Consider the following 23,443-nt stretch of genomic DNA (forward strand, 5'->3'; position numbering starts at 1 on the left):
TCGGTGAGCGGCCGGGCGCGATGGGAGATAGACTGATGACCGTCAGCGCTGCATGTTACGCCGCCAGGCTAATTGTTTGGTTTGGTGGGGCGGGTGCGGAAATGGAAGAAGTGATTGCGGGTGTACATGCCGCCGTGGATTCGAACGCACTTTACGCAGCTCTCGCGTTGGCACTTGCGGTACCCGACATTTGTGCGCGAGTAGAAACGCCGGATGTGGGAAGCGCAGTTCGTTATTCCCGATGGTGGAACGAGAATGCTGTGGGCAAGTACACTTTTAACGGCTGGGACGGAAAACCCCGTATTTTTCTGACCGGCAATGACGTGTACGCACTACGGTGCGCGCTTCTACACGAAGGCCAAGCTGATATAACGGCGCAGCGCGCACGCCAGGCGCTAGAACGCTTCATATTCACAGAAGATTGCCATTTTCACTGCAACCTTATAGAAAATGTTCTACAATTAAGCGTGGCAACCTTATGCCGCGACATTGCGAACGCCGCAGCCGCGTGGGCAGGGAGGCGCCGTGGAGATGGTCAAACAGTAGAGCCTCAAGCAGTGATTTCTATCCTGCCTACGGGGTCGAGCATACGATAGCGCGGCGTACACTTTGCTGAGACGAGATTCCTTCGCTGTTCCTTATCAGGGTAGAACGGTGGGTAAGTGTCGATCTACCGCTGACAGCCCCAGCAATTCGACGTAAGCCGCGCCTATGCGCACCAAATTGATAGTTCTGCTGACGTTGGCATTCGGTCTTTCGCTAGGGGCCTGCGATGGGAAGCCTGCGCCTCAAGCAGCGAACAGCGCTACCGCTGAAGACCCTGTCGCTCAGGACGTTAAGCAGATCGAATACGGAGTGCGCCTAGCTGCAGCGAATAAACGAATCGACGAACTGGAGCGGAAAGTCGGCGAGTTAGAGAATACCCCAGAGAAACTAGACCTTGATCTTCTAAACCAGCGGATAGCTGTGCTGGAGGCGAATGCGGCCGAAGGGTCGACACCATCTCCAGCAGTTGCTTCTGACGCGGGAAAAGACCGGCTTCTTGCCAGTCCCCGACGGGTGAGCAGTGAAATCCCAAGAACGCAGACCAAAGCCCCTAAACTCACTTTGCCTGAGCTTGAAACTAGAAGCCGACCGGCGACCCCGGCCGAGGTGAAAGCGTTTTCTGCTGGACCTCGGGGCTAAGCACCCCATTCCGGCCCTTCCTCATCAGGATAGAACCCGGGGAAATCGGCAAATCGAGTCGACGGCTTTGCCCTTTCAGCCGACGACGAGCTTCAAACTCGGTTCACCGTGATGCGCTGGCCGCCCCGCAGCCTGCGAGAGCGCGATCACTCGCTCTTCGTAAAATTGGGCGAGGTTCATATGAAATTCCATCACCGGCACGGTTACCGCTAATGTCGCCAGCATGATGTGATGTCGCCGAGCAGCCTCGAGGTCGATGAGATTAAAATCAGGCGGGAATAGCATTTGGGCCATCTACCGCGTTGAGATTTAACGGGACAGAGATGATGACCCGATTTGTGGCTAACCAAGGTTAATATGGCCGGAATTGTAAGCATCGAGCCAGGCCCAAGCCTATGCATCGAGGCTGGGGCGGCGATATGCTTCGATATGCCACCTCTCAATGATCCACGCACCCAATTGCGCGCATCGATATATTTTATCCAGGGAGAGGACGTTGGACGAGCAGGCGGAGGGTCGCGAGACTGTCGTTATTTTAAGGGGTCGATCGCCTTCACAGAATGGATGGCGGGCTTTCGAGAAGGTTGCGCAGCGCACTTTGATCTCACCGACGAGATGAGGATACCTCTTCCCTAGGCGCTGAACTGCGGCCGTTTCCTCATCAGGTTACAACGATCGGTGGTGAGGCAGTGTCAGCCAGTTTGCAAAAACAGCAATCGTATTAAGCCAAGGCGAGGGCCGGTATCGTGCCGTTCACGATCGAGCAACCTAACCTCGATCTCGATATTGCAGTCGCTATCGCCGCGAATTATTACGATTTCTATGGGGATACGAGATACCATGCGCGAGGCTTTCGTGCGTGCGACACAACACGGCGAGTACGTCATCAGCTGGCGACTTCGCGTAGGATCAATCGAGCAGCTCGCTGCGGATACAGAGCGGGTCCTTGGGTACAGGCCAACGAACCTGAAATCGTTCCTAGGTTTGCCGATAGAAGTTTGCCCGTTCGATGCGCCTAACGAATTGGTGACATCGGAAGGCGCCACAAAGCTAAACGCGGCTCCAAGTTCGCGGGCGCGTCTGGTAAGGGCGCCAAGTCTAGCTGGTCACGCTCCGAACTCCGGCCCTTCCTGATCAGGATAGAACGTAAACTAGCCACGCGTGCGAGCTAGCTCGGCTTCAAGTTCACTGGCAGCGCGTTCGAGGGCCAAAGCGACCTGCTCGATAGCGTCGGTTAATACGGCGCCAGACATGTGATTGTGAAGGCTGCGGTATTCCTGTGCCTGCTGGCGCATTTGGTCGGGCGTTTTCGTCATGCCGGGCCCGTTATGAGCTTCAACATTGACGGCTCATTGATGAAACGGTGATGCCGTGCGCGAAATCGTACTGAGCCAAAGCAGTAGGCCGGGCGATCCTGTTCGACGAGCGTTGCCTAGGTATCGGAGAAAACCAATGGCTGAAACCTTGCGACCAGACGCGTTCGAGATCACGGCTACTGAGGGAAAGGTGTTGATGGAGGCGCCGGGCATTGTTGCGACGCTCAACGTCGAGGCGGCATCAACCCTATCTGACCAACTGCTCGCCGCATGCGGGTCAGCTAGGCTTCAGCAGCGCCGTGCTATCGGTCAGGAGAAGATAGGCCAGGATAATCACCCAGTCGATTGGGTCTGACTAGGCGCCAAACTCAGGCCCCTCGTCGTCTGGATAGAACGCGTGGGGATCGTACACCGGTCGCGGTCACAATCAGAATCGGTCGCGGTGGCTGGGGCGGCTGGGGCTTCGGAACATCAGGGACAGGGTCGGGCAGGGTAGGTAACCCGCCTCCGAACCGGATCCGGATATAGGCCCCGCTACCGTGCATCGCCTGGAAAACCGCGGTCGCGTCGTCTTCCTTCATCCGCTTGCCGATCAGGGGCGCACGCTCTGCGCTGACGTAGCCCAGCTGCGTGCCGCGATCGCTCCAGACGGCGACCGCATTCTCGTCGAACGGGTTCTTCGGCTCGAGGCGCAGTTCCACCAGGTCACCCGGGGCGCACATCATGCACTCCATCCGCCTGTTGCTCTTGCTCGCGTCCTCGTTCGGAAAGTCGATGCCGACTATGGAGGTGGTGAGTTCGTCCATGCTCATCCACTATGTGGTTGCACAGGATTGGGAAAGTCATAGGCTCGAAACCCCATGCCGTTCAGCACCTTCGATTTGATTTTATGCGTTTGCATGCTGGTCGCCCTGGTTGGCGCAAGTTCGTGGTTGCTTTTCGTCGGCAAGCGATTGGACGGGATTGCGCAGCAAAAATCGTCTCGATGGCATCACGAGTATTTTCATAACGGGGGGCTTGTTAAAGCCCTGATGGGGCGGTGGAACCGGCAAGCCCGCCTAACAGACAAAAGCGCCAGTTGCGAAAAACGCATTCCAGATTAACCAAATTTGCATTCGCCATTAGCCGCGCATCACCATATCAGGGTGGCGCCTTTCAGGCATCCTCTCCTACGAACTTCCCGGGTCGCTTTGGCGGCCCTTTTTTTGTCCGCGGGAGAAACGTCGTGATCAATCGCGGTCGAGATGCGCAGGCCGTAGCCATTTAGGGTCAGCGACTGCGCACGTCAGCCGTACTCGGGTGGTCCGCAAACCGCCGAACAAAGGACCCGTACATGTAAAGCGGGTCAGCGCCATCGGGCAATGTGTGGGTTGCGTCAGCCGCTAGCACCGCTGTCGTTTCATCGAACGCGTCATCGGTGATTCTGAGCTCGATCGATGTCGTGAACGGGACTGTGCGATGCAGGGTGATCACCGAGCCGCCATCGCGAATGCTGTAAACGCCAATCACCTGCTGATCGCCGGACTGCATTACCTCGCCGTCGCGGAGTATGTAAAAGTTGTCGCTGGCTCGATCTAAGGGCTGCTCCTCCACGAGGTAGAACCATTCACCCCGTAATGCCGCTTCAGTGATCGCTGCCATGCTCGTTCCCTTCACTGCCCGATCTATGAACTGACGGTGTGAAACGGAAGCCGCTCGTATTCCGGTCGCCAGGGTTTGCCCTGATCGCCTGATGTAGGTTAGCTTCCGGGCGGGGTGAAAAGCTATGACACGGGTCGAACGAGTCGCGCGCGCCCTATGCAAGTTTCAAGGCTTGCCCGAAAATACGAAGTACGAAGGGCGTCAGATGTGGGAGAGCTTCGTCGAGCAGGCTATCGCTGTTCTCGAAGCGGCTGACGAAGCACCACCCAGGGTACGGGCAAAGGGTCGGGAGGGATCCTAGAACGCCTCCTTGATTATGGTGGCTCATTCAGCATGCGATCATTTGCAAAAATCGACCGAGCTCGCCTAGGCTCTCGGGATGGATCAGCCCACACCGAAGCCGTGCGAGATGGCAGACGCCGAACTGCTGCGAGCATATCAGCAGACGACGGGGCGGGGGAACGACATGGTCGCCAACGCGCTGCTCGCCGAGATCGAGCGGCGTAACCTCGACATATGATGAACGACCGCGAGATCATGTTGAAGGCGGGTGCCATACTCGCGGAGCATGGTGCACTCACCGTCGACTACATCCTCGGGCAACTGGCAGACGTCCTGAGCGATCGCCCCGCAGCCGAGGAGTGGCGGCGCATCGCCTATGCCGTTGACCAGATCACAGGGGCTCGCGCGACAGGCGTTCATTGAGAACATAGTGGGAACACGGTATGACGTCGATCTGACGAGTCGGAGCTGTGTTGCCGTGTCGAAGCCTAACCGAACGACGTTCATAGCCCTGGTGGTGCTGGACGATGCGATCAGGACGCTTCAATCCGAAGGCTCCCTAAAGCCCCCGCAGCACGGCGTACGTCTCGCGCTGGCATACCTATACTCGACCTGCCTATCGAAGAACCGCGACCCGTTCGATACGCTCTGGCTGACCCTGCTCGGCCGCGATCGTCAGCCTCCTGACTTCCGGGTGACATGGGCGGGAACCCAGTTCGCGAGGATCTGTCAGGATATCGGAGTGCGGCAGGACATTGAGCTCGGGAAAGCGTTGGCTCGCCTCCGGGCTGACAAGCCGGCGACATCAAGCTAGCTCTACGACGTCGTGGCGTCATCTCTGCCTTGGTGAGTGGCGCCGCGATACCTAGACACGGGAGCATAAATGACCCGTACCGTTAGGGGGTTCGTCCTAACGATTTATAAAAGACTCAAGTCGTAAGATCTGCCGTTCCAATAGGCGCGCTGGCCAAACGCGATGAAAAGGGTCTGGGATGACACTGAAGATTACAACCATCCTTGCTGAACATCCGATCGCAATCGCCGGATCCGTCGGTATTGCAATAGTGGCGCTCATCATCTTTTCCGAAATATGGCGGTATACACCGATTGATGGAACGGTATGTGTCGCTTGCCAGGGCGAGGAGGGCCATTACGTAGGCGCTAAGCCCTGCGAGGTATGTCGCGGCACCGGACAAGCCATTAACACTTAAGGTGGGGCATGTCCCCCAAATCTGAACCCGAGCACCGAGTTGCTGTAACGTGCGCGCCAGATCGTAGCCGATTCGAGGTACGACGACAGGATCTTCCACGCGCTCGTAATGGACGGGTTAATAGATTTCGATATGGTCAATTTCGTTCTCGTCGGGGCATCCGGCATAGTCCACGAATGGAGTGATCGCGGCGTCACCTCTGCCTTGGTGAGTGACGCCGCGATACCCGGCTAGGCCTTAACCAGTTCCAGCCGGATGTTTGCCGCTGCACCCGCGGGCTTGTCGACAAAGATTTCGGTCACGGTCGCCGGATCGCTCGGCCAGGTGAACGCAACAGAACTACCGGGCGCAAGCTTGGTAGTCGCCCCATACCGTTTGAAACTTTTGCTGTTCACCGCGAGTGTGGCCATAATGTCGCCAGCACCGATCGCGCGTACAAAATACCGCACACCGGGTTCGGGGTTTAGGTTCCAATTCAGTCTTTTGTACCCAAACAGGTCGGACTCATCATGCGTGTTTAGTAGCTGGCGGATCGTGCGCGGGTCTGTGGTCGCCTCGGCCCGAAAAAATCGGTCGCCGCATCATACTTACCGAACGACCTTGAACCGTTGTAGCCCTGCCAAGGCCCTCGCATCGACAACAGATTCATCGAACGGAACGGCGTTGGCGTATAAGGCTTACCATCGCGATCGAGAAAACCGCTGTGGACCATCAACTGGCGCAATGACGCCTTAATCGCCTCCATGTCGGGTCCGAAGGCAGCGCTATACCTTCCGTTGACATAGCTCTTGTTCCATCCGCTACCAGTCTCAGCGTAGAAGTTTAGCGAGCCGACCGTCGCGTCGACTATATAGCCACCATATTTCTTGAGGGTACGAGCGATCGTTCTTGATTCCGGCAAACCGAGTTTGTCGACGTCGAAATTCGCCGGCAGCATCAGCAGTCTGCCCATGGGGAAACGATGCCCGAACGTTCCCTTGTAGGTGGAAGCGCCGTTGTAATCCTGCAGTGTCGCGGGCCAGACGGGTCCCGGCAGGAACGCGTTCTTGTCCATGCCGATCGCCAGCGCATGCGGCACGATGTCGAGTCCGAGCTCCGACGCGAGAAGAAGGCCGCCAGCCGTCGAGCAGCCCGCCGCGCGCACATTGTCTGGATTTGACACCGTGCCCCAGCCGCTTCCCTGCGCCGACGACCGTGCATACTTCCCAGCACGCCAGGTTCCTGCCGTCCGACGTAGCTGGTAGAAGCTGTGGAGCGTACCGTCGACCGAGTCCAAGATCTCGCAATGGCCGTCCTGACCGGTCGCCGGCATAGTCGCGGCGGGGAACCGTGGGATCGTTACTGCGCCAGCTTCGAGCTGGTTGGCTATGTCGTCGGCGATGACCGTCATTGGACTGTCGTTTGCCGTCGCGCGAAATATTTTGGACGAGTACGCCCCCTCTTCAATCCAGGGAATCTGCTTCGCGGTTGGCAGAGTGTAAACTCCCAGCCTGGGCTTAATAGGCGAGGAGTTCCACGGCGATTGTGCCGAGAACAAGCTCGCACGGGAAGCCAGGGGTGCGGCGGCTGGCGTTGCAACGGCTTCGGCTTCCGTTGCCATGATCTCTACCGGCGTGCTGGAAGGGCCGGTAACGACCGTCACCTTGTCGGACACAACCGCTGTACCGTCACCGCCGGCGCCACTGCCATCAGCATTGACAGCAGCATAGGCCCCCGCTGCAAAAACTGGCACGCTGGCGAGAATAGCGAGTAACCGTCGGCGATCGTAATCGGGCAAGTCTGCGGCTGCCCCCAAATCGCTAAAAATATCCTTGTGGTCGACCGCGATCATAAATTGCCCCTTCGCTCACACTGAAGCCGCATCATTCGACGCGACGTGATCCCCGCATGAGAGAATACGAACCGCCAAGTTTACTCCGGGTAAATCCGTATGGATAACGCATCTTAGGCCTTGACGAGTTCAAGCCGGATGCTGGCGCCGGCGCCTTTAGCCTTGTCCACATAGACCTCAGTTACCGTGCCCGGCTCGATCGGCCAGGTGATCGTCGTGGACTCGCCTGGTGCAAGCTTATCCGTAGCCACATAGGACGCTTTGTAGTCAGATTTCTTGACCTGCATCTTGGCTGTGATCGCGCCCCCGCCAATGGCGCGCACGATGTACGTCGCGCCCGGTTCGGGGTTGAGGTTCCAGCACGACTTTTGCCAGCCGAACTTGTCCTTTTCGTCGCTCGTCCACAGGCTCTGCTGGACGGCGAGCGCCTCGGTGGTGGCTTCGCTCTGGTATAGGTCCGAGCGCGCGTCGTAGCGGCCGAACAACTTCGAGCCGGGATACGGTTTCCACGGTCCGCGCATCGATAGAAGGTTCGTCGAGCGAGGCGGCGTGGGCGTGAACGGCTTGCCGTCTCGGTCCTTCCACGCGGCGACTGAGGCGACCGGACGCAGCGCCGACTTGATCGCCTGCATATCGGCCGGGAACGATGCCGACCACTTCCCGTCCACGTAGCTCTGGTTCCACCCGCTGCCGATCTCGGCATATATGTTCATCGTGTCCTGCGTCGCATCGACGATCCGCCCTCCGTATAGCTTCAGCGTGCGCGCGATCGTGCGGGATTCGGGCAACGCCAGCGCCTCGGCGTTGAAGCTGGCGGGGAGCATCAGCAGCGCACCGATTGGGAATGGCCCGCTGTACCCGCCCGCATAGTCTTCGAGCGTCGCCGGCCATACCGGACCAGCCTTGATGCCGTTCTTGTCGAGGCCGATCGCGAGCGCGTGCGGCACCACGTCCATGCCACGCTCCGACTTCAGCAGCAGCCCGCCGGCGGTCGAGCACCCGGCGGCGCGGCTGTTGTCAGGATTGGATACCGTACCCCAGCCGCTGCCGCTGACCGACGAATACGCATACTTGTCGCATACCCACTGGCCCGAGAACTTACGCAGCGCGAAGAAGCTATGGAGGTCGTCACCATCGACGATCTCGCAATGGCCGTCAGATCCCGTCGCTGGCAGGGTATCTGCCGGGAATCGCGGGATCAGCACGTCCGCGCCTTCCAGCGCGTTGGCGATCTGCTTGGCCCGTACCGTCCGTACCGAGTCTAATGGCGATCTGACGTGGCATCGGACCTCCTATTCGGTGAAGTCGTCGGGCTCTTGGCCGGACAGGTTGTCGATGATGATCGGTTCGATCACGGGCAAGACGTCGGCGAGAAGACCGAGATCAACTTTGCGAGCGGTGCCCATTGTCATGATCGCGCCGAAATCGAGGCCGACCGGGGCGCCCATCATGCCAGATCGAAGCTGGCGGTCGCAGGCGGTCAGGACTCGCCACACGCCTTCCTCGGCCTCGGTCTGCGGCTCTTCGACGATGTACGGGCATTCGTTGCAGCGCCGCCCCGTTTCCGCGGCGCAGGCTTGCTGGCAGTATCGTTGTCCGGCATCGCCGCCGCCCCAATGCCATTCGGAGAGGCGGCGAAGTCGTTTCCCGGCTCTTCCCGTTCCCGTTCGCGCTGGACGAACGGGATCACATAGGCAGCGTCAAACGCCTCGAAGGTGACCGGGTCGGCGAGCGCCATCGCCAGGTTTTCCGCCGAGAACTCCAGCACCTCGCCGGTGCCTTCATCGCTCTCGTCAGCCATGACGCACACGCCGCGCCAGTCGCGCACCCCCTCGACAATCAGCGCGCGGCTCATGGCGTCGCCCATTTCCTCGAGCATATCGATCGCCGATGTGCCGTCATCGTCCGCCTCGGCGACCGATACTGCCCGCGCCGCGCGCGCGCGCGCATGAGCATCGGGCGGTCAATCGGGACGAACAGCACCTCGGCGCCCATCACAGGGGTCCATACGTCCCCCTCGGCTTGCGGACGACGAGCATCAGGCGGTGTACGAGGGGACGTCGTTGATCAGCGTGACCACGACCGAGTTGCCAGATGCCGCCTTCGACGACTGCCAGTTGAAGGCCTGCATAATACCGTTCGGCCCGGTGACGGGCTTCTTCGCCTGCGGCATGAACACGCGCCCGACCAGGAAAATCAGGCTGAACGTGCCGAAGTTCCAGCCGAAGGCCAGTTCCATTGGCGTTGGCGGCTGCGCGGTCGCGGCATCGAGCAGAACGCGATCCTTGAAGCGCACATTCACCGAGCCGGACATCTGCGCCATGCCAGGGTCGCTGTCCTCGATGCGGCCGTCGGGCTGGATCGTTTCAACTTTCTCCAGGTTGTTCGAATAGGTGAAGTCCGCGCCGACGACGCTGCCGAGCAGCTGGCCGTCCTTGCGCACGAAACCGACAGCCTGCGGGAAGCGCGTGGTCGCAAGCGTGGCAGGACTGGCCGCGCCGACCGTCGTCGCAACCGGCGCGGTCTCACCGATGCAGATCAGGCTGCAGGTCGCATTGAGCAGGCCGGAGCGCGACTGCGAGATGCGAAGCTGGTTGCCGCGCGCGCCGCGATTGACCGAGAATGCCGGCACCTCGGGAGCGCCCACCTCGATCGACATCGATGGAAGCACGATCGCGCCTGACTTGAAGACGTGCGTGTATGCGCCTGCGGAACCGGATACGGTCGGGTCGCCGAAGAACAGCCGCAGCCAGCGGCCGAAGTTGCGCACGTCGACCGGCACGACGATGTCGCCATCGTTGGTCGCCACGTCGGGCGTGGGGTCCTGCATCTCACGGCCCATGCCGAGCAGATCGCTTTCGATCAGCGGGCGTTCTTCACCGAGCGAATGGCTGACGAGCGGCACATTGAACCATGGGACGCTGGACGCCGGAACGACACCGGGAGTGTCTTCGAATGCGGCAACGACCTTGGCGTTAGAGCCGCGGGCGCGGGTGGGGGCGACGGCCATTCGGCTTCTCCTTCAGGACAGTTCGGAATTGGTGACGTAGGTGGCGGTCAACACGAGCTCTGCCCCGCGGGGTGGCTCAGCGCCGTCGGTGTAGATGTCTTCGCTGCCGGGGGCGGCAATGCTGAGCCAGTCGCAAAGCCCGCCTAGGTGCCGGTTCGCGGCGATCGCGGCGCCGAACTTCACGAGCATGGCGTCGAGGGCTTCCTCGCTGGTCAGCGTGGCGGTCTCGACGGCCGTGAACTCGATCGGGATGCGGTGCGACCAGTTATAGGCGAGCGGGCTGAGATCGATCTCCGGCTCGCCCGGGTCGCCGGTGCGGATGATGATTCTGCCGTTTGCCGGCACGCGCGCGGGCGCCGCTTCTTCGCCGTTGAGCCCGACCACCTCGGCGAGAGGAACTGCAACCGCAGTGAGCAGCTTGAGCGCCTTGAGGATATCCAGCTTCTTGCTCATTTCGCCCCCAGTTGCGCGGTGAAGCGAGCCTCGAAGTTTGCGGCCCAGCGCTGCGCCACGACGTCCAGATCCAGCACGCGCGGCAGGCGTACGCTGGGCACCATGACGAACATGAGCACCGGCTTGGGATCGCGGCCCTGCGCGCTGCGCCCCTTGGTGGCGACGCGAAACCCGCGACCGCCGCGAATATCGCGAACGAAGTGCGGGTCTTTAGCGGCCAGACGGCCGAACGTGACCGGAGCCATGTCATGGAGCGTCAGGAACGCTTCGATCGTCTCCGGCAGCGGGGGAAGTGGCGTGTCCATGGATCAGCCATGTACGTAGGACGCCTCCTACCGTCAAGTGCGAATAGTAGGAACAGTCCTATCGTTCCCGCTGGTGTCGAAATGTGGGATGCGTCCTACATGGACGAGCCCGAACAAGTGACCCCTTTGCAGGAGGTCCTGCTAAAAACCATCTCCATGTCGGGGAAAACGCGCGAGCATTTCGACACACTCTACCGCACGAAAATGGGGAAGACCGGGAAGCCAATTTACGACATCATGCGAGGCGTCAGCAAGCGCCCGCAGCCCGAGACATTGCGGGCCATTGCCCAGGTTATGGGCCTAGAGTCCGAGAAGCTCGTGCGCATCGTCTACGGTCAGAACCTCACCACGATCGTCCCTGAGCCCGACCAACCCGTCGCACATGCTGCTGACGGGGGCGACACCGTCGAGATCGTCAAGCTAGACCTCGCCTTCTCCATGGGCGCAGGCGCCAATGTCGATGACTATGTCGAAGAAGAGCGGGTCTCGTTCGATCTGGGTTACGTCCGTTCCTTCACGCGGACCGCTCCAGACATGCTTCGGATCGCACAAGGTGTCGGTGACAGCATGCACCCCACGCTAAACAGCGCGGACTTGGTCTGGATTGATACCACGCAACGGACGCTTAACCAGGCAGACCGCATCTGGGCGGTATCGATCAACGGAGCCGCAGCGATCAAGAGACTCCGGCCGATTAAAGATGGGCGCGTTCTTGTCGTCTCTGACAATCCGTCCGTAGACAATTATGAGGTCGATCCCAATGAACTGCGGATCGGCGGGCGCGTGATACGGTTTGCAAGGGATCTGTAATGGCGATTGAACTTGATCCGTCCCTAACCGCGGTTGGTGGCGACACAGCGGAACTATCCGTCGTATGGCGCGAGGTGCCTACGGTGCTCGTCGACAGCGTCGTCGGTTTCGTAACGGTCGGAGACGTTCCTCGCGTCACATTGGGCGCGATCAGTTTCAAAGGGCGCAACGAACTACCTCACTATATCCCCCAGATCACCATAGCCGCACCCCGGGAGGCGCTGCGTTTCATGGCAGCCCAGTTGCTAGAGATTGCGAACCAGGTTGAGGCAACTCATGGTGCGCCAGAGGGTGACTAAGCCGCCACTGAGCAGTTCCGGATCGACCAAGCTTCCCAGCTATGCAATGGTCATGGGTGCGATGGGTGCCGGGATCACAGGTGCCGGCGTCACCTTTGGCCAAACGCCGACATCAAAACCCGCCGGAATCCAGGGATCTACGATGACACCGCAGGATCAAGAGTTCATCTTCGCGAAGGTCGACGGAAAGCTCGCCGATATGCGCAGTGATGTCCGTCTGAACACGCAAGGTTTAGCGGATCTGAAGGAGAGGTTCGTCGAGCTTTCCGGGCGCATGTCGTCCGTGCCCACGGATTTAGCGACACTTAAAACGAAAGTAGACTTGCTCCCCGGCAAGGGGTTCGTCGTGACGGCCGCCATTGGGTCTGTGACCGGACTGACCGGACTGCTGATCCTTCTGCAGAAACTCGGCGTACTGCACTAGCGGTAGTTTAGTAGGACGCGTCCCACTTTCCAGTTGACAGAGTAGGACGTGTCCTACTAACTCACCCCAACAGGCCATCCCGGCTTGTCGGGAGATCAACGTGGGTTTGCCCCGTTCAGCATTTCAAACTCGGAAGCCGCCGCGGGCAGGGCGCCCGGCGTGGAAGTGCGCTGAGGAATACAAGCGCTGGTTGCGTAAGGTGCCGTGCGCGAAGTGCCTGCATACCGGTGACCTGACCAACCCAGTCGTGGCGGCGCACGTCGACCACGCGGGCGGAAAGGGCATGGCGTCGAAGGCGCCCGATAGCGCCTGCATCCCGCTCTGCGACGACTGCCACAAGGCTCAGCATTCCGCCGGCTGGATGACGTTCGAGAAGATGCTGCCGCTCGGCGATGCGGTTGCGCTGTCGTCGGTATATTGGACCGAGTGGCCGGGCCGATCGGCATGGGAGCGCGAGCTCGCCGCTGATCCAGCGCCGCAGCGGGGCGTGCAGCGTGACCGGCCGCACCATCAAATCCCACGATCCTGACCTTGATCAGACGATCATCGACATGTCGTCCGCGTGCCACCGTCTGCGGCTGGCTGAGGACCGCGTGATCTATCTCCGGGGCAAGGAAGAGCACCCCGCCGTACCCGCCGCTGTGGCGCACGCCGCGGCGATCCGAGACACGCTGTCGATGCGCGCGGGGCGCATGGGCATCAAGCCGGCGTCCGCGCTGCGCCTGATCATCGATCAGCACGAGTTCCTTCGCCAGAAGATGGGTCGCCGCCCGAACATGGAGCAGCTGGAGGCGTCCGTTGCCGCCGCGGCCGATGTCCTCGCGCGGCAGGCGATCGCCGACCAGGCGCTGGCGATTGAGGCGGAATCAATCGCACGCCGCAGCCGCCATCTGGATGGGGCAGGGGTCGCCGCTGTCGAATATCTGAGGGCCTGCGCATGACGATAGTCTGCGCCCCCTCATCGAACTGGCAGGGCAGCGAACAGGATGGCTCGCGCTGGACGGTTCAGCAGGTCAGCGTGCTCATGAAGCTGGGCAAGGATCCGCTAGTCGTCCGCACCGCAACTATCCTGCGCGCCGGCGAGGTCGACGCGGTCAACTGGTTCATGGCGCCCCCGAAGGTCGAGGTAGTGCTTCCGTGCCTCGCGATCACGAAGGACGGCAAGCGCGCGAAGGTGATCCTTCCGTCGGGTTGGACCCAGTGGATGGAGCTTCCCCGTGGCCGATAAGCAGTTGATCGATCGCTTGGTCGAGACCGGGATCGCGCGCGACGAAGCGACATGGGCAGCGGACAAGGTGTTCGCCGCGGTCCTGTCTCTGCTGGTCGACGGAAAGACGGTCGGCATCCCTGACGTGGGCCGGCTGCGCGCACCGTCAAAGGTCACGAAGGTCGGCTTCCCGCCCGACTTCCTGCGCGAACAGCGGAAGGTTGTGCTGATGGCCGCGGCGACGCTCGAGCAGGGCGAGCCGTACCCCGACCCCCGCGCCAAGCCGCGCAAGGTCTCGACCTACGTGGGTGGCTACTGATGCCGCGCCCGCTGCCTCCGGTGCCCGACCTCTGCGGTCGCGTGTCCCCCGAAGTCATGAACGAGCTGATGCTCGCAATCCTCAATCGTGGAGTTCGCCCGTGAACTGGACCTCTTTCATGCACGGCCTCGGTATTGGTTGCCTGCTGTGCATCGCCTCAATCGCTGTGGGCGTCATCATCGCTTCACTTGTCCCCAACTGGGCGCGCATCTGGGACACCGCCTGCGGGCGCCCCTGGCCGATCGCGCGCCACCCCGTTTCCCCGACCGCCTCGGTCCTGCCCCTCAGGACGTCTCTACCTCCGCTGCGCGCTGACGAGGCCGACGCCCAGCCAACCACATTGGCAGCCCGTCGTGGCTGACGTGGCGGCGATTGCGAGGCTCAAGGCGTTTTCCGTGACCGAGGAGAACGAGAACACCGGGGGCATCGTGTTTGCGAAGCACGCGATCACCGCCCGACGGATCGGCGCAAACCAGTATGCGGACGGCGAGTTCGGCTATGTCACCTGTCGCCGCGCCAAATGGGCCGACGAATACGCGGAACACGGCGACGTCCCCCTTTCCGCGATGGTCGAGGCAGGGTGGGACTTCGAGTGCGGCAGCTGCGGGCGCCGGATCGACAGCGACATGTGCTGGGAGCGCGACATTGCCCTCGACGACATCATCGGGTCGCAGCGGTCAATCGCTTACTGCAACGCCGTTTGCGAGGCTGAGTACAAGTTGACCCGCGCCAAGGCTGAGCGAGTGCAGATGAGGTGGATCCGCCGCTTCCGCCGTTTGGTGAAGGCCAGGTTCCCCGATGCAGTTATCGTCAAAGGTGAGGGCATCGGAAGCGAGAAGGGGGCACACGCTTACGCGACCACCGCCAAGGACGGCCGCTGGCATATCGACCAAGTAGCTGTGTCGTTTGAGTTTCCCGGCATGCAGATAGCGCCGGCAACCCTTCGGTATGATCGTAGGTCCAGCTGGGGGCGTAACGGCACGCGCCCGAACAAGCCCTATTGGTCGTGCTGCAACGGCGACCGCGAGGTGTTTGAGGCCTGGGCAAAGCAGTCTCGCCCAGTCCGCCAGCACCTTGAGCAGGGGGCGACGGCGGGGGTTCCCGAACTCAACGAGCATATGTTTGGACAAGGATCGAACCAATGACCGATTCCGCGCGCCACCGTCGACCGCCGCGGCGACTGCCTCCTGCGCATCGCCGATGTCCGCCGGCGCACTGGTCTATCTGTCGCCACCGTCTACCGTCGAGGGGAGCAGAAGACGTTCCCGCCGAAGGTGCGGCTCGGGCCGAAGTCGGTCGCCTGGTACGAAAGCGACATCGACAAGTTCGTCGCCGACCCGACCGGCTACCGCGCCGCCTGATCGCGGATCAGGTCGTAAGGATGCGCCAGCCCCTCAGTGATCATCGCGGCCCACGTCTCGGCCAGCGTCCGCCGGCGTTCCTTGAACTTGGCGCGCATGTAGGCGAACTCGGATCCCGATACGCCCTTCGGCCGGTGCGCGAGCATCAGGTCGATCAGCAGCCGGTCGCCTTCCTTGCCGTGCTCCATGGCCCACTCGTTCATGTTGGTGGAGAACGCAGAGCGCCAGCCGTGCGGGACGTGCCGGCCCTTGTACCGGCCGCCGTCCATGCGCTTGTAGAGGGAGCTCAGCGCCGCATCGCTCATGGGTTCCTTGGCCGCCAGGTTCCCCGGGAACAGCAGCCGCCCGCGCCCTGTCATCTGGTGCAGCGCGCGCAACGCGTCGACCGCCGCGGCCGGCAGGGGCACGTCGTGGTCGAATGCCTCGTCCCCCTTGTCCTCGACCTCGAGCTTCATCCGTTCCGCCGAGATCCGCCACAGTGCAGCTGGGGCAGGGGAGTCGATGTCAGCCCAGTCGATTCCTTCGAACTCGTCCCACGTCGCCGTGCGCAGGACGCCCACGCGAACCGCGGTCATCGCGAGCAGGCGCGACGCGAGCTTTGTGGTCGGGTTGGACGTCGAGGCGTCCACTATGCGCTGGAGGGTCAGCAGGTCGGGGAGGGCGGTCAATGCCGGCTGCTTCGACCCGCGGGGCGTGGGCTTCAGCGCGTTGATCAGGTCCGTGGTCGGGTTCACCGTCACGAGGTGCTCGCCCTTCGCACGCACGAAGATGGCGCTCATGTAGCCCAGCACCCGCTTGGCCGTCTCGATCGATCCGCGTCGCTCGATCTTCCGCAGCGCCTTCAGGATCAGGGGGCCGTCGACGTCCGCGATCGGAAGCTTGCCGAGGTCGGGGAAGACGTCGCGGTGCAGGGCGTTCGACACGACGACCGCATGCCGGGGCGACCAGCGCGGCCGCTCGTCCTCATGCCACGCCAACGCGCTTGCCTGGAACGTCGCACCTATCGCTGCGATCGCCGCGCGCCGGTCGCGTTCCGCCTCGATCGCCGGGTCCTTGTCACGCCGCAGCGTCGCCCGCGCCTCGTCGCGCCGGTCGCGCGCCTCCGACATCGACACCTCAGGGAACTGGCCGAACGTCAGGACCTTCTCTTTCCCGCCGTACCGGTACTTCATCCGCCAGGACTTCGTGCCCTTCGGAGTCACGAACAGGTACAGACCCTTCTCGTCTGCGAGCTTGTAGGCCTTGGGGCCAGCTTTCGCGTTGCGGGCTTGGACAACGGTCAGCATGGGGCGCCGCCGCTGGTCACCCGCCGCGGCGCTGCGGCTCTGGCGTCACGCCGCGCGCGATCAGCTGCCGAATCGCTTCCGACCTCGACCAGATGCGCTCCTTCGCTCGCCATGCGTCCAGGGCCTCTATCTCGCTCGGCGAGATCACTAGCTGAACCCTCACGTCTTTCTTCTCCATCCGCGCCGTGTGCCGTGGCTGACGTCGCTGCACAACAGCCAGTTACACAACTCACTTGACCTGTGCAACCGCATACCTTACACAACTTACACACCCACAGGAGGCAAGCATGACCGTAGAACTCAGCGCCGCACCGACCACCGCGAGCACCGAGGCGCAGAGGAAGGGTGATTGGATGCAGGTCGCGAGCGGTCGCGCATTCTGGCCGTTCGATCCTCGCGCCGATGAGATCTGCATCGAGGATATCGCGCATGGGCTGTCGATGCTTTGCCGCTTCGGTGGTCACGTCCAGCGGTTCTATTCGGTCGCCGAGCACAGCGTGTGGTGCAGCCGGATCGTGCCGCCGGAGCACGCGTTGCAGGCGCTGATGCACGACGCGACCGAGGCCTATTGCGTCGACATCCCGCGGCCACTCAAGCGGGGGCTGTCGAACTATGCGGAGATTGAGGCCGGGATCTGGTCGGCAGTCTGCGACCGCTTCGACCTGGTGCCCGATCTGGATGCGACGGTGAAGGTCGCTGACAACGCGATGTGCCTGGCCGAAGCGCGGCAGATCATGGCCCGCCCAGAGATCGACTGGAGCGCAACCGGCGAGGCCGCCGCGATCACGGTCGAATGCTGGTCACCGGAAGAGGGCCGCCGCCGCTTCCTGGAGAGGTTCGCCGAGCTCACGCAGGCGCGTGGGTCATGCTTCCTCTGCGCCGGCAAGTGCCGAGGTCATGGCTTAGCTGATCCCGTGGCATGGGAGCCGGAGGTGGGATCGGTCGCTGCGCTCGCTCGGACGAAGGCGGAAAAAGCATGATGCGCCCGATCATCACCATGAACGGAGATACGCGTCGTGAACTGGTGGAGCAGCGTATCGCTGCCATGCGCGGCATTGCGACGGCGATGGAGGCTATGAAGCAGATGTCACCGGACGGCCGAAACTACATCGGCAATCCGCCGCGATTGGCAGCCGACAAGGCGATCTACGCCGCGCGCTATGCTGCCCTCAGCCAGCTTCGTGACGAGATCCAGGAGGAGGCACTGGCAATCCAGTCCCCCGCCTCTGAGGCAGGTCAAGCCGCGGAAACCGGCGCCGAATCGTGATGTTCGGGGGTATCGCCGCCGCCGTTTCAAGGAATACCCCCAAGGGTTACCCCATCTGCGCCGCTCTCTCAGTTCGCCATATGGAACGTGTGAGAAGAAAGACCCCCACAAACCACGGGTTTCTGCGGCTTCTTGACGAGGTAAGGTAGTGATGATTGAGGAAATTGGTGGGCCCGGCAGGAATCGAACCCGCAACCTAGCCGTTATGAGCGGCCAGCTCTAACCGTTGAGCTACAGGCCCCACCGGCGCCTGCGTTAGCGCAAGCGATCATCGCGCAAAAGGGCGCAAAGCAAATGCGCAAAGAAAAAGGGCGCTCCCGAAGGAACGCCCTTTCCGACACTAAATCCTATCGAGCGTAGAAACGCCCGACAGATTTTAGTTCATGTTGTCGGTCTTCTCGTCGGCAGCGTCACGGACGTTGTCGGCAGCTGCGTTCATGTTGTCAGCAGCGTTCTCGAGCACGTCGGTAGCGACTGCGTTCGAGGTGTTGTCCGCCATGGCGTCCATGTTGTCAGCCTGCATTTCCATGTTGTCAGCCAGCATGTCCGCGTTGTTCTCAACGGCGGCGGCTTCTGGCGACTTGCTGCAGGCTGCGACGGACATCAGGCCGGCGGCAGCAGCGATCAGAACGATCTTCTTCATTCGAATGCTCCCAAGCATAGTTTCACTCGCGGCCGACCCGATTGCCGTCGCGAAGTCACGTCAAATAGCGGACCCCGGCGGGCGGTCAATCCGCTAAATTCATCTGTCCGCAAGGTTTGCGGCAGAACGATGACGTTTCGGTTGCTGCGACTGGTCACTTTCCGGGCACGATTGAACCGATTTCCTCAGGCGCGTTGGCGACCGTCGCGATCATCGCGGTCCAGGCCGCGACGTTCTGGCGAAGCTGTTCGGGGTCGATCAGATCCAGCGTATCCTCGGGCGTATGATGGTAATCGAAGTAGCGCAGGCCCGATTGATTGAGGTCGATTCCGGCTACCCCCGTGGCGATTACCGGGCCGACATCGGTGCCACCATGGGGGGTGTCGGCACCACGGACGATCCCGAGCGGGGCGAGCGCGACCGCCAGGCGATTCTCGATGGGCTTGGCGGCGGCGGGCAGGCTGCTCTCGAACCGCCAGACGCGATCGGCACCGAAATCCGATTCGGCAGCGGTCGCGTGGCGCTCGCCGGCGTGCGCCTTGGCGTAGGCGGCACCACCGAAGCCACCGCTCTCCTCGTCGCCGAACCAGACGACGCGGATCGTCCGGCGTGGGCGCTGGCCGCTGTCCATGACGAGCTTGGCGGCAGCCGCGGTGATCGCGATGCCCGCGCCGTCATCGATCGCGCCGGTGCCGAGATCCCAGCTGTCGAGATGGCCACCGACCAGCACGATGCCGGCCTTGGGATCAGTGCCCGGAACCTCGGCGACGACGTTACCCGATTCCTGCATCCCGGCCTGCTTGTCCTCGAGCACCAGCTTCAGCGTCACCGGCTTGCCCAACTTTACGAGCCGCTCAACATGCTCGGCATCCGCAACCGACAGCGCCGCAGCAGGGATCGGCGTCACGCCCGCTTCGAAATTGGTGTTGCCCGCGTGCGGCCCGCGGCCGTGATCGGTGCCGATCGACCGGATCACGATCGCCGCGGCGCCCTTCTTGGCGGCGACGTTCGGTCCGACGAAGCGCGCGGTGCCCTGCGATCCATAGCTCGACCCGTCCTGGGTCGGCTGCATCGCGTTCGAGACGAACGCGATCTTGCCTTTCAGGCTGCCGTCGGCGGCGAGCGCCAGATCGTTGTACGTCGCGAAATACACGATCGGCAGCGTCAGCCCGCCCGGCGGTGTCGCGCCCGAATTGCCGAGGCCGACCAGATGCAGTGTCTGCGCATAGGGGGCGACCAGCTCGCCACTTTCCGTGCCGCGCGACCAGACCGGCAGCTGGTATGGCTCGATCCGCACGTTCTTGAACCCTAGCGCCTTCAGCTTGGCGACCGACCAGGCGCGGGCCCGCGGTGCCGCCTCGGTGCCGGTCATGCGCGGGCCGACCTCGGTCGTGATCCCCTCGACGATCTTGTAGGCGGTGTCGTCGGTCAGCGCCTTGTCGCGGAGTGCAGCGACCTTCGCATCCGCCGCAGTCGGCGGGGCGGCGGTGCGCTGCGCCACGACGGGAACGGCGGTGATGACGGCACAGGCCGCCAGAAGTGGTGCGATACGCGTCATCGGCTATTCCCCTTGGTAGTCGACCCACCGTTAGGTCCGAGCGCGCGCGTTGCCAACCTTCGCGCCTGCCCTTACATGCGCAGATCAATCCCGCCCTCACGAACACCCGAACGGAGACCCACGTGGCCGGCCAATACGCCTATGTCATGAAGGACATGACGAAGACCTTCCCCGGCGCGCCCAAGCCGGTGCTGTCGAACATCAACCTGCAGTTCTATCATGGCGCCAAGATCGGCATCGTCGGCCCCAACGGTGCGGGCAAGTCGACGCTGATCAAGATCATGGCCGGCATCGACAAGGATTATACCGGCGAGGCATGGCCGGGCGAGAACGTCACCGTCGGCTATCTCGAGCAGGAGCCGCAGCTCGACGCCTCGAAGACGGTGCTGGAGAACGTCAAGGACGGCGCGCGCGGCGTTGCGGACATGGTCGACCGTTTCAACGCGATTTCGGCCGAGATGGGCGATCCCCAGGACGACACCGACTTCGACGCGCTGCTCGAAGAGATGGGCACGCTTCAGGAGCAGATCGACGCGATCGACGGCTGGACGCTCGACAACCAGCTCGAGGTCGCGATGGAGGCGCTGCGTTGCCCGCCGGGCGACTGGCCGGTCGACAAGCTGTCGGGTGGTGAGAAGCGCCGCGTCGCGCTGACCCGCCTGCTGATCCAGAAGCCGGGTATCCTGCTGCTGGACGAGCCCACCAACCATCTCGACGCGGAAAGCGTCCAGTGGCTGGAGAACCATCTGAAGGATTATGCGGGCGCGGTGCTGATGATCACCCATGACCGCTATTTCCTCGACAACGTCGTTGGCTGGGTGCTCGAACTCGATCGCGGCAAGTATTTCCCGTACGAGGGCAATTACTCAACCTATCTCGAGAAGAAGGCCAAGCGCCTCGAGCAGGAGGACCGCGAGGAATCCGGTCGTCAGACCGCGATCAAAAACGAGCTCGAATGGATTCGTCAGGGTGCCAAGGCGCGCCAGACCAAGTCCAAGGCGCGTATCGCCAACTTCGAACGCCTCGTCTCCGCACAGGAGAACCGCTCACCGGGCAAGGCGCAGATCGTCATCCAGGTGCCCGAGCGTCTCGGCGGCAAGGTGATCGAGCTGGAGAACGTCTCCAAGGCGTACGGCGACAAGCTGCTGTTCGAGAACCTCTCGTTCACGCTGCCCGCAGGCGGCATCGTCGGCGTCATCGGTCCCAACGGCGCCGGCAAGTCGACGCTGTTCAAGCTGATCACCGGGCAGGAGACCCCGGACAGCGGCACGATCGACAAGGGTTCGACCGTGCGGCTCGGCTATGTCGACCAGAGCCGCGATCATCTCGACGACAAGAAGAACGTCTGGGAGGAGATTTCCGACGGCCTCGACTCGATGAAGGTCAACGGGTTCGACCAGTCGACGCGCGCCTATGTCGGGGCGTTTAACTTCAAGGGCCAGGACCAGCAGAAGAACGTCGGCAAGCTGTCGGGCGGCGAGCGCAACCGCGTCAACATCGCCAAGATGTTGAAGCGCGGCGGCAACGTGCTGCTGCTCGACGAGCCCACCAACGATCTCGATGTCGAGACCTTGGGAGCGCTCGAGGAAGCGATCGAGAATTTCGCAGGGTGCGCGGTGGTGATCAGCCACGATCGCTTCTTCCTGGATCGTCTGGCTACGCACATCCTGGCGTTCGAGGGCAACAGCCATGTCGAATGGTTCGAGGGCAATTTCGAATCCTACGAAGAGGACAAGCGCCGCCGTCTGGGCGATGCGGCGGATCGTCCGACCGCGCTGTCCTACAAGAAGCTGACTCGCTGATCATGGCGTGCTGAGAGGCCTTGACGAGGAACTGGCGGCTCACAAATACTCGCATGTCGAGCGTGAGCGGCGGTTCCTCGTCGATCCTCTGAAGCGGCCATCGCTGGCTGGTTGCCGATCGATCCTGATCGAGGATCTCTACATTATGGATACGCGGTGCGGGCTGCGGCGGATGACCGACAGCGTCGGCGGGCGCGTGGTGCTGAAGTTGTCGAAGAAATACGACGTCCCTGATCCGCTCGCGCGGCCGCTGGTGACGACGTATCTGACGCTTGAGGAATACGCGCTGTTCGCGGCGCTGCCTGGGCTTGAGCTTGCGGAAATCGAGCAGTCGGATGCCGCCTCGCTGGACGCGGTGCAGGTGCCCGAATGGACCCGGTCCGAGGTCATGTATGATCCGAACTTTCAGGGCGGCACGTTGGCGTTGCTCGATCCGGCAGGCGCACAGAGTTTCGTCCGGCAGGCGATGCACTGACTAAAGCACGGTGGTGTTTACCCTCAAGTCCGGGATCGTCGTCGACTCGATTCCCGTGTCGAAGGGTATCTCACGTGACCGGGTGAAGCTATCACCAACCGGCGCCCACATCTGGTGGATCATCCCGGCGCGGACGTTGACTACCCAATATTCGGCAATACCTTCGCGCGCATAGATCTTGCGCGTGCGGCCGAGGTCGTTGCGCAGCGTAGTATCGGCAACTTCGATCACCAGTGCGAGCGATGCAAGCGGGATCAGGCCCTCGCCCTCCGGCTCTGCGGTCACGGCGATATCGGGCTCCGGGACGTTGTAGGGCGGCATCGAAACCGATCCTTCGACCAACGCCTCCAGATTGATCGGCAGATTATCGAGCGCATCAGCGATCAGGCGGAACAGCCGTGACTTGATCCGCGCGTGCGGCCGGTGCTGCGCGTTCATGTAGACGATTTCCCCGTCCAGCAGCTCGGTCTTGCTATAGCCCTCGAACGCGCCGGCGGCGTCGAGCATCAGATAGTCCTCGACCCGAAGCTTTACGGGGAGCGGCACGGTGGTAAGAGGCACCATCTCGTTCATGGGGGCGATCTACCATGATCTGCGAGAGTCCCCAAGGCGTTCCGATCACGCCCCCGGACGCGTCCAGTATAGCGGAGTTCAACGTGGCTATCGTCGAAAACTCTCCCGGCGGGGATACTGCTCCGGGTGCGGGCGAGCTTGAGTACCGCCTGCGTCAGCAATCGATCCTCGCCGATTTCGGGATC

General features: G+C 62.1%; 36 protein-coding genes and 1 tRNA gene. 19 read left to right on the plus strand and 18 right to left on the minus strand.

The genetic code is table 11. From position 1 onward, the window contains the following. Positions 1–35: 35 nt before the first annotated feature. Together QP181_RS02390 and QP181_RS02395 are read left to right on the plus strand one after the other, a co-directional pair. Positions 36–596 (plus strand): hypothetical protein, encoded by a 561-nt coding sequence (locus QP181_RS02390; protein ID WP_333927443.1) that lies wholly within the window; start codon positions 36–38, stop codon positions 594–596. Positions 597–711: 115 nt separating this feature from the next. Next, the gene (locus QP181_RS02395) at positions 712–1,185 is read left to right on the plus strand and encodes a hypothetical protein (protein ID WP_333927444.1); all 474 of its coding nucleotides are present in this window, start codon (positions 712–714) and stop codon (positions 1,183–1,185) included. Positions 1,186–1,260: 75 nt separating this feature from the next. Here QP181_RS02395 and QP181_RS02400 read toward each other — a convergent pair whose 3' ends face one another. Together QP181_RS02400 and QP181_RS02405 are read right to left on the minus strand one after the other, a co-directional pair. Continuing rightward, a complete protein-coding gene (locus QP181_RS02400; protein ID WP_333927445.1) occupies positions 1,261–1,479 on the minus strand; it encodes a hypothetical protein in 219 nt (72 codons plus the stop codon). An 857-nt stretch (positions 1,480–2,336) separates the two neighbouring features. After that, positions 2,337–2,501, minus strand: coding sequence for a hypothetical protein (locus tag QP181_RS02405; protein ID WP_333927447.1), 165 nt, complete (start codon positions 2,499–2,501; stop codon positions 2,337–2,339). 136 nt (positions 2,502–2,637) lie between these two features. On the opposite strand from QP181_RS02405, the gene QP181_RS02410 reads away from it, so the two are divergent. Next, positions 2,638–2,856: a hypothetical protein gene (locus QP181_RS02410; protein WP_333927448.1), complete on the plus strand. Its 219-nt coding sequence runs from the start codon at positions 2,638–2,640 to the stop codon at positions 2,854–2,856. A gap of 13 nt (positions 2,857–2,869) precedes the next feature. On the opposite strand, the gene QP181_RS02415 is transcribed toward QP181_RS02410, so the two are convergent. Next, positions 2,870–3,307 carry an HIRAN domain-containing protein gene (locus QP181_RS02415; protein WP_333927449.1) on the minus strand — a complete coding sequence of 146 codons (438 nt, stop codon included), beginning with the start codon at positions 3,305–3,307 and terminating at the stop codon, positions 2,870–2,872. A gap of 54 nt (positions 3,308–3,361) precedes the next feature. Here QP181_RS02415 and QP181_RS02420 point away from each other — a divergent pair, with 54 nt between their 5' ends. Next, on the plus strand, positions 3,362–3,604 hold the full coding sequence (locus QP181_RS02420; RefSeq protein WP_333927450.1) for a hypothetical protein: 243 nt from the start codon (positions 3,362–3,364) through the stop codon (positions 3,602–3,604). A 166-nt stretch (positions 3,605–3,770) separates the two neighbouring features. Here QP181_RS02420 and QP181_RS02425 read toward each other — a convergent pair whose 3' ends face one another. Further along, positions 3,771–4,142, minus strand: coding sequence for a hypothetical protein (locus QP181_RS02425; protein ID WP_333927451.1), 372 nt, complete (start codon positions 4,140–4,142; stop codon positions 3,771–3,773). Between the two features lie 379 nt (positions 4,143–4,521). Here QP181_RS02425 and QP181_RS02430 point away from each other — a divergent pair, with 379 nt between their 5' ends. Together QP181_RS02430 and QP181_RS02435 are read left to right on the plus strand one after the other, a co-directional pair. After that, positions 4,522–4,662 (plus strand): hypothetical protein, encoded by a 141-nt coding sequence (locus tag QP181_RS02430; RefSeq protein WP_333927452.1) that lies wholly within the window; start codon positions 4,522–4,524, stop codon positions 4,660–4,662. Beyond that, positions 4,662–4,847 carry a hypothetical protein gene (locus QP181_RS02435; RefSeq protein WP_333927453.1) on the plus strand — a complete coding sequence of 62 codons (186 nt, stop codon included), beginning with the start codon at positions 4,662–4,664 and terminating at the stop codon, positions 4,845–4,847. The genes QP181_RS02430 and QP181_RS02435 overlap by 1 nt, the downstream gene beginning before the upstream one ends. A 1,018-nt stretch (positions 4,848–5,865) precedes the next feature. Here QP181_RS02435 and QP181_RS02440 read toward each other — a convergent pair. The 8 genes from QP181_RS02440 to QP181_RS02475 all read right to left on the minus strand — a co-directional run bounded on the left by QP181_RS02440 (position 5,866) and on the right by QP181_RS02475 (position 11,234). Further along, on the minus strand, positions 5,866–6,045 hold the full coding sequence (locus QP181_RS02440; RefSeq protein WP_333927454.1) for a hypothetical protein: 180 nt from the start codon (positions 6,043–6,045) through the stop codon (positions 5,866–5,868). Between the two features lie 107 nt (positions 6,046–6,152). Next, positions 6,153–7,466: a hypothetical protein gene (locus tag QP181_RS02445; RefSeq protein ID WP_333927455.1), complete on the minus strand. Its 1,314-nt coding sequence runs from the start codon at positions 7,464–7,466 to the stop codon at positions 6,153–6,155. Positions 7,467–7,579: 113 nt separating this feature from the next. Next, a complete protein-coding gene (locus tag QP181_RS02450) occupies positions 7,580–8,671 on the minus strand; it encodes a hypothetical protein (RefSeq protein ID WP_333927456.1) in 1,092 nt (363 codons plus the stop codon). Positions 8,672–8,758: 87 nt separating this feature from the next. Beyond that, complete coding sequence (locus QP181_RS02455; protein WP_333927457.1) at positions 8,759–8,962, minus strand: DUF7697 family protein; 204 nt, start codon at positions 8,960–8,962, stop codon at positions 8,759–8,761. Further along, positions 8,947–9,345, minus strand: a complete 399-nt coding sequence (locus tag QP181_RS02460) for a hypothetical protein (protein WP_333927459.1) — start codon at positions 9,343–9,345, stop codon at positions 8,947–8,949. The genes QP181_RS02455 and QP181_RS02460 overlap by 16 nt, the downstream gene beginning before the upstream one ends. Before the next feature lie 159 nt (positions 9,346–9,504). Beyond that, positions 9,505–10,476, minus strand: a complete 972-nt coding sequence (locus QP181_RS02465) for a phage tail tube protein (RefSeq protein ID WP_333927460.1) — start codon at positions 10,474–10,476, stop codon at positions 9,505–9,507. Between the two features lie 12 nt (positions 10,477–10,488). Beyond that, entirely contained in the window at positions 10,489–10,929 is a 441-nt protein-coding gene (locus QP181_RS02470) for a hypothetical protein (protein WP_333927461.1), read from the minus strand. Then, entirely contained in the window at positions 10,926–11,234 is a 309-nt protein-coding gene (locus QP181_RS02475; protein ID WP_333927462.1) for a hypothetical protein, read from the minus strand. The genes QP181_RS02470 and QP181_RS02475 overlap by 4 nt, the downstream gene beginning before the upstream one ends. 99 nt (positions 11,235–11,333) lie before the next feature. Between QP181_RS02475 and QP181_RS02480 the strand changes: the two genes are divergently transcribed. From QP181_RS02480 to QP181_RS02520, 9 genes are all read left to right on the plus strand, one after another. Next, on the plus strand, positions 11,334–12,044 hold the full coding sequence (locus QP181_RS02480; protein WP_333927463.1) for a S24 family peptidase: 711 nt from the start codon (positions 11,334–11,336) through the stop codon (positions 12,042–12,044). Then, on the plus strand, positions 12,044–12,343 hold the full coding sequence (locus QP181_RS02485; RefSeq protein ID WP_333927464.1) for a hypothetical protein: 300 nt from the start codon (positions 12,044–12,046) through the stop codon (positions 12,341–12,343). The genes QP181_RS02480 and QP181_RS02485 overlap by 1 nt, the downstream gene beginning before the upstream one ends. Before the next feature lie 52 nt (positions 12,344–12,395). Further along, positions 12,396–12,767 carry a hypothetical protein gene (locus QP181_RS02490; protein ID WP_333927465.1) on the plus strand — a complete coding sequence of 124 codons (372 nt, stop codon included), beginning with the start codon at positions 12,396–12,398 and terminating at the stop codon, positions 12,765–12,767. A 100-nt stretch (positions 12,768–12,867) separates the two neighbouring features. Then, a complete protein-coding gene (locus QP181_RS02495; protein WP_443027507.1) occupies positions 12,868–13,296 on the plus strand; it encodes a DUF968 domain-containing protein in 429 nt (142 codons plus the stop codon). Continuing rightward, a complete protein-coding gene (locus tag QP181_RS02500) occupies positions 13,262–13,708 on the plus strand; it encodes a hypothetical protein (protein ID WP_333927467.1) in 447 nt (148 codons plus the stop codon). Before QP181_RS02495 ends, QP181_RS02500 begins: the two co-directional genes overlap by 35 nt. Further along, positions 13,705–13,995, plus strand: coding sequence for a hypothetical protein (locus QP181_RS02505; RefSeq protein WP_333927468.1), 291 nt, complete (start codon positions 13,705–13,707; stop codon positions 13,993–13,995). Before QP181_RS02500 ends, QP181_RS02505 begins: the two co-directional genes overlap by 4 nt. After that, the gene (locus tag QP181_RS02510) at positions 13,985–14,293 is read left to right on the plus strand and encodes a hypothetical protein (RefSeq protein ID WP_333927469.1); all 309 of its coding nucleotides are present in this window, start codon (positions 13,985–13,987) and stop codon (positions 14,291–14,293) included. Before QP181_RS02505 ends, QP181_RS02510 begins: the two co-directional genes overlap by 11 nt. A gap of 362 nt (positions 14,294–14,655) precedes the next feature. Then, positions 14,656–15,438, plus strand: a complete 783-nt coding sequence (locus QP181_RS02515) for a hypothetical protein (protein ID WP_333927470.1) — start codon at positions 14,656–14,658, stop codon at positions 15,436–15,438. Positions 15,439–15,486: 48 nt separating this feature from the next. After that, positions 15,487–15,654, plus strand: a complete 168-nt coding sequence (locus tag QP181_RS02520) for a helix-turn-helix transcriptional regulator (protein WP_333929529.1) — start codon at positions 15,487–15,489, stop codon at positions 15,652–15,654. Here the strand turns inward: QP181_RS02520 and QP181_RS02525 are convergent. After that, positions 15,639–16,940 (minus strand): tyrosine-type recombinase/integrase, encoded by a 1,302-nt coding sequence (locus QP181_RS02525; RefSeq protein ID WP_333927471.1) that lies wholly within the window; start codon positions 16,938–16,940, stop codon positions 15,639–15,641. The two genes, QP181_RS02520 and QP181_RS02525, sit on opposite strands and share 16 nt — an antisense overlap. Positions 16,941–16,956: 16 nt before the next feature. Beyond that, positions 16,957–17,118 carry a ribbon-helix-helix protein, CopG family gene (locus QP181_RS19875; RefSeq protein ID WP_443027508.1) on the minus strand — a complete coding sequence of 54 codons (162 nt, stop codon included), beginning with the start codon at positions 17,116–17,118 and terminating at the stop codon, positions 16,957–16,959. A gap of 109 nt (positions 17,119–17,227) precedes the next feature. Between QP181_RS19875 and QP181_RS02530 the strand changes: the two genes are divergently transcribed. Next, the gene (locus QP181_RS02530; protein WP_333927472.1) at positions 17,228–17,920 is read left to right on the plus strand and encodes a hypothetical protein; all 693 of its coding nucleotides are present in this window, start codon (positions 17,228–17,230) and stop codon (positions 17,918–17,920) included. Next, on the plus strand, positions 17,917–18,207 hold the full coding sequence (locus tag QP181_RS02535; RefSeq protein ID WP_333927473.1) for a hypothetical protein: 291 nt from the start codon (positions 17,917–17,919) through the stop codon (positions 18,205–18,207). The genes QP181_RS02530 and QP181_RS02535 overlap by 4 nt, the downstream gene beginning before the upstream one ends. A 165-nt stretch (positions 18,208–18,372) precedes the next feature. Here QP181_RS02535 and QP181_RS02540 read toward each other — a convergent pair. From QP181_RS02540 to QP181_RS02550, 3 genes are all read right to left on the minus strand, one after another. Continuing rightward, positions 18,373–18,448: transfer RNA gene (locus QP181_RS02540), tRNA-Ile, on the minus strand. 135 nt (positions 18,449–18,583) lie between these two features. Further along, positions 18,584–18,850: a hypothetical protein gene (locus QP181_RS02545; RefSeq protein WP_031393308.1), complete on the minus strand. Its 267-nt coding sequence runs from the start codon at positions 18,848–18,850 to the stop codon at positions 18,584–18,586. A gap of 154 nt (positions 18,851–19,004) precedes the next feature. Then, the gene (locus QP181_RS02550; RefSeq protein ID WP_333927474.1) at positions 19,005–20,408 is read right to left on the minus strand and encodes a M20/M25/M40 family metallo-hydrolase; all 1,404 of its coding nucleotides are present in this window, start codon (positions 20,406–20,408) and stop codon (positions 19,005–19,007) included. Positions 20,409–20,530: 122 nt separating this feature from the next. Here QP181_RS02550 and ettA point away from each other — a divergent pair, with 122 nt between their 5' ends. Both ettA and QP181_RS02560 read left to right on the plus strand, forming a co-directional pair. Beyond that, entirely contained in the window at positions 20,531–22,210 is a 1,680-nt protein-coding gene (ettA, locus tag QP181_RS02555; protein ID WP_333927475.1) for an energy-dependent translational throttle protein EttA, read from the plus strand. Between the two features lie 7 nt (positions 22,211–22,217). Further along, entirely contained in the window at positions 22,218–22,685 is a 468-nt protein-coding gene (locus QP181_RS02560) for a hypothetical protein (protein ID WP_333927476.1), read from the plus strand. On the opposite strand, the gene QP181_RS02565 is transcribed toward QP181_RS02560, so the two are convergent. After that, positions 22,686–23,192 (minus strand): Uma2 family endonuclease, encoded by a 507-nt coding sequence (locus tag QP181_RS02565; RefSeq protein ID WP_333927477.1) that lies wholly within the window; start codon positions 23,190–23,192, stop codon positions 22,686–22,688. Between the last annotated feature and the right edge of the window lie 251 nt (positions 23,193–23,443).

The organism is Sphingomonas sp. LR55, from assembly GCF_036856015.1.
Taxonomy (GTDB): Bacteria; Pseudomonadota; Alphaproteobacteria; order Sphingomonadales; family Sphingomonadaceae; genus Sphingomonas.

Excerpts from the sequence above, each read along its gene's own strand:
- QP181_RS02425 (WP_333927451.1), bottom strand. The coding sequence starts at position 4,142 with ATGGCAGCGATCACTGAAGCGGCATTACGGGGTGAATGGTTCTACCTC.
- QP181_RS02460 (WP_333927459.1), bottom strand. The coding sequence starts at position 9,345 with ATGCTCGAGGAAATGGGCGACGCCATGAGCCGCGCGCTGATTGTCGAG.
- QP181_RS02535 (WP_333927473.1), top strand. The coding sequence starts at position 17,917 with ATGATGCGCCCGATCATCACCATGAACGGAGATACGCGTCGTGAACTG.
- QP181_RS02415 (WP_333927449.1), bottom strand. The coding sequence starts at position 3,307 with ATGGACGAACTCACCACCTCCATAGTCGGCATCGACTTTCCGAACGAG.
- QP181_RS02475 (WP_333927462.1), bottom strand. The coding sequence starts at position 11,234 with ATGGACACGCCACTTCCCCCGCTGCCGGAGACGATCGAAGCGTTCCTG.
- QP181_RS02470 (WP_333927461.1), bottom strand. The coding sequence starts at position 10,929 with ATGAGCAAGAAGCTGGATATCCTCAAGGCGCTCAAGCTGCTCACTGCG.
- QP181_RS02525 (WP_333927471.1), bottom strand. The coding sequence starts at position 16,940 with ATGCTGACCGTTGTCCAAGCCCGCAACGCGAAAGCTGGCCCCAAGGCC.
- QP181_RS02505 (WP_333927468.1), top strand. The coding sequence starts at position 13,705 with ATGACGATAGTCTGCGCCCCCTCATCGAACTGGCAGGGCAGCGAACAG.
- QP181_RS02410 (WP_333927448.1), top strand. The coding sequence starts at position 2,638 with ATGGCTGAAACCTTGCGACCAGACGCGTTCGAGATCACGGCTACTGAG.
- QP181_RS02490 (WP_333927465.1), top strand. The coding sequence starts at position 12,396 with ATGGGTGCGATGGGTGCCGGGATCACAGGTGCCGGCGTCACCTTTGGC.
- QP181_RS02420 (WP_333927450.1), top strand. The coding sequence starts at position 3,362 with ATGCCGTTCAGCACCTTCGATTTGATTTTATGCGTTTGCATGCTGGTC.
- QP181_RS02480 (WP_333927463.1), top strand. The coding sequence starts at position 11,334 with ATGGACGAGCCCGAACAAGTGACCCCTTTGCAGGAGGTCCTGCTAAAA.
- QP181_RS02435 (WP_333927453.1), top strand. The coding sequence starts at position 4,662 with ATGAACGACCGCGAGATCATGTTGAAGGCGGGTGCCATACTCGCGGAG.
- QP181_RS02390 (WP_333927443.1), top strand. The coding sequence starts at position 36 with ATGACCGTCAGCGCTGCATGTTACGCCGCCAGGCTAATTGTTTGGTTT.
- QP181_RS02395 (WP_333927444.1), top strand. The coding sequence starts at position 712 with ATGCGCACCAAATTGATAGTTCTGCTGACGTTGGCATTCGGTCTTTCG.
- QP181_RS02565 (WP_333927477.1), bottom strand. The coding sequence starts at position 23,192 with ATGCTCGACGCCGCCGGCGCGTTCGAGGGCTATAGCAAGACCGAGCTG.
- QP181_RS02440 (WP_333927454.1), bottom strand. The coding sequence starts at position 6,045 with ATGGCCACACTCGCGGTGAACAGCAAAAGTTTCAAACGGTATGGGGCG.
- QP181_RS19875 (WP_443027508.1), bottom strand. The coding sequence starts at position 17,118 with ATGGAGAAGAAAGACGTGAGGGTTCAGCTAGTGATCTCGCCGAGCGAG.
- QP181_RS02530 (WP_333927472.1), top strand. The coding sequence starts at position 17,228 with ATGACCGTAGAACTCAGCGCCGCACCGACCACCGCGAGCACCGAGGCG.
- QP181_RS02465 (WP_333927460.1), bottom strand. The coding sequence starts at position 10,476 with ATGGCCGTCGCCCCCACCCGCGCCCGCGGCTCTAACGCCAAGGTCGTT.
- QP181_RS02485 (WP_333927464.1), top strand. The coding sequence starts at position 12,044 with ATGGCGATTGAACTTGATCCGTCCCTAACCGCGGTTGGTGGCGACACA.
- QP181_RS02405 (WP_333927447.1), bottom strand. The coding sequence starts at position 2,501 with ATGACGAAAACGCCCGACCAAATGCGCCAGCAGGCACAGGAATACCGC.
- QP181_RS02430 (WP_333927452.1), top strand. The coding sequence starts at position 4,522 with ATGGATCAGCCCACACCGAAGCCGTGCGAGATGGCAGACGCCGAACTG.
- QP181_RS02400 (WP_333927445.1), bottom strand. The coding sequence starts at position 1,479 with ATGGCCCAAATGCTATTCCCGCCTGATTTTAATCTCATCGACCTCGAG.
- QP181_RS02545 (WP_031393308.1), bottom strand. The coding sequence starts at position 18,850 with ATGAAGAAGATCGTTCTGATCGCTGCTGCCGCCGGCCTGATGTCCGTC.
- QP181_RS02445 (WP_333927455.1), bottom strand. The coding sequence starts at position 7,466 with ATGATCGCGGTCGACCACAAGGATATTTTTAGCGATTTGGGGGCAGCC.
- QP181_RS02550 (WP_333927474.1), bottom strand. The coding sequence starts at position 20,408 with ATGACGCGTATCGCACCACTTCTGGCGGCCTGTGCCGTCATCACCGCC.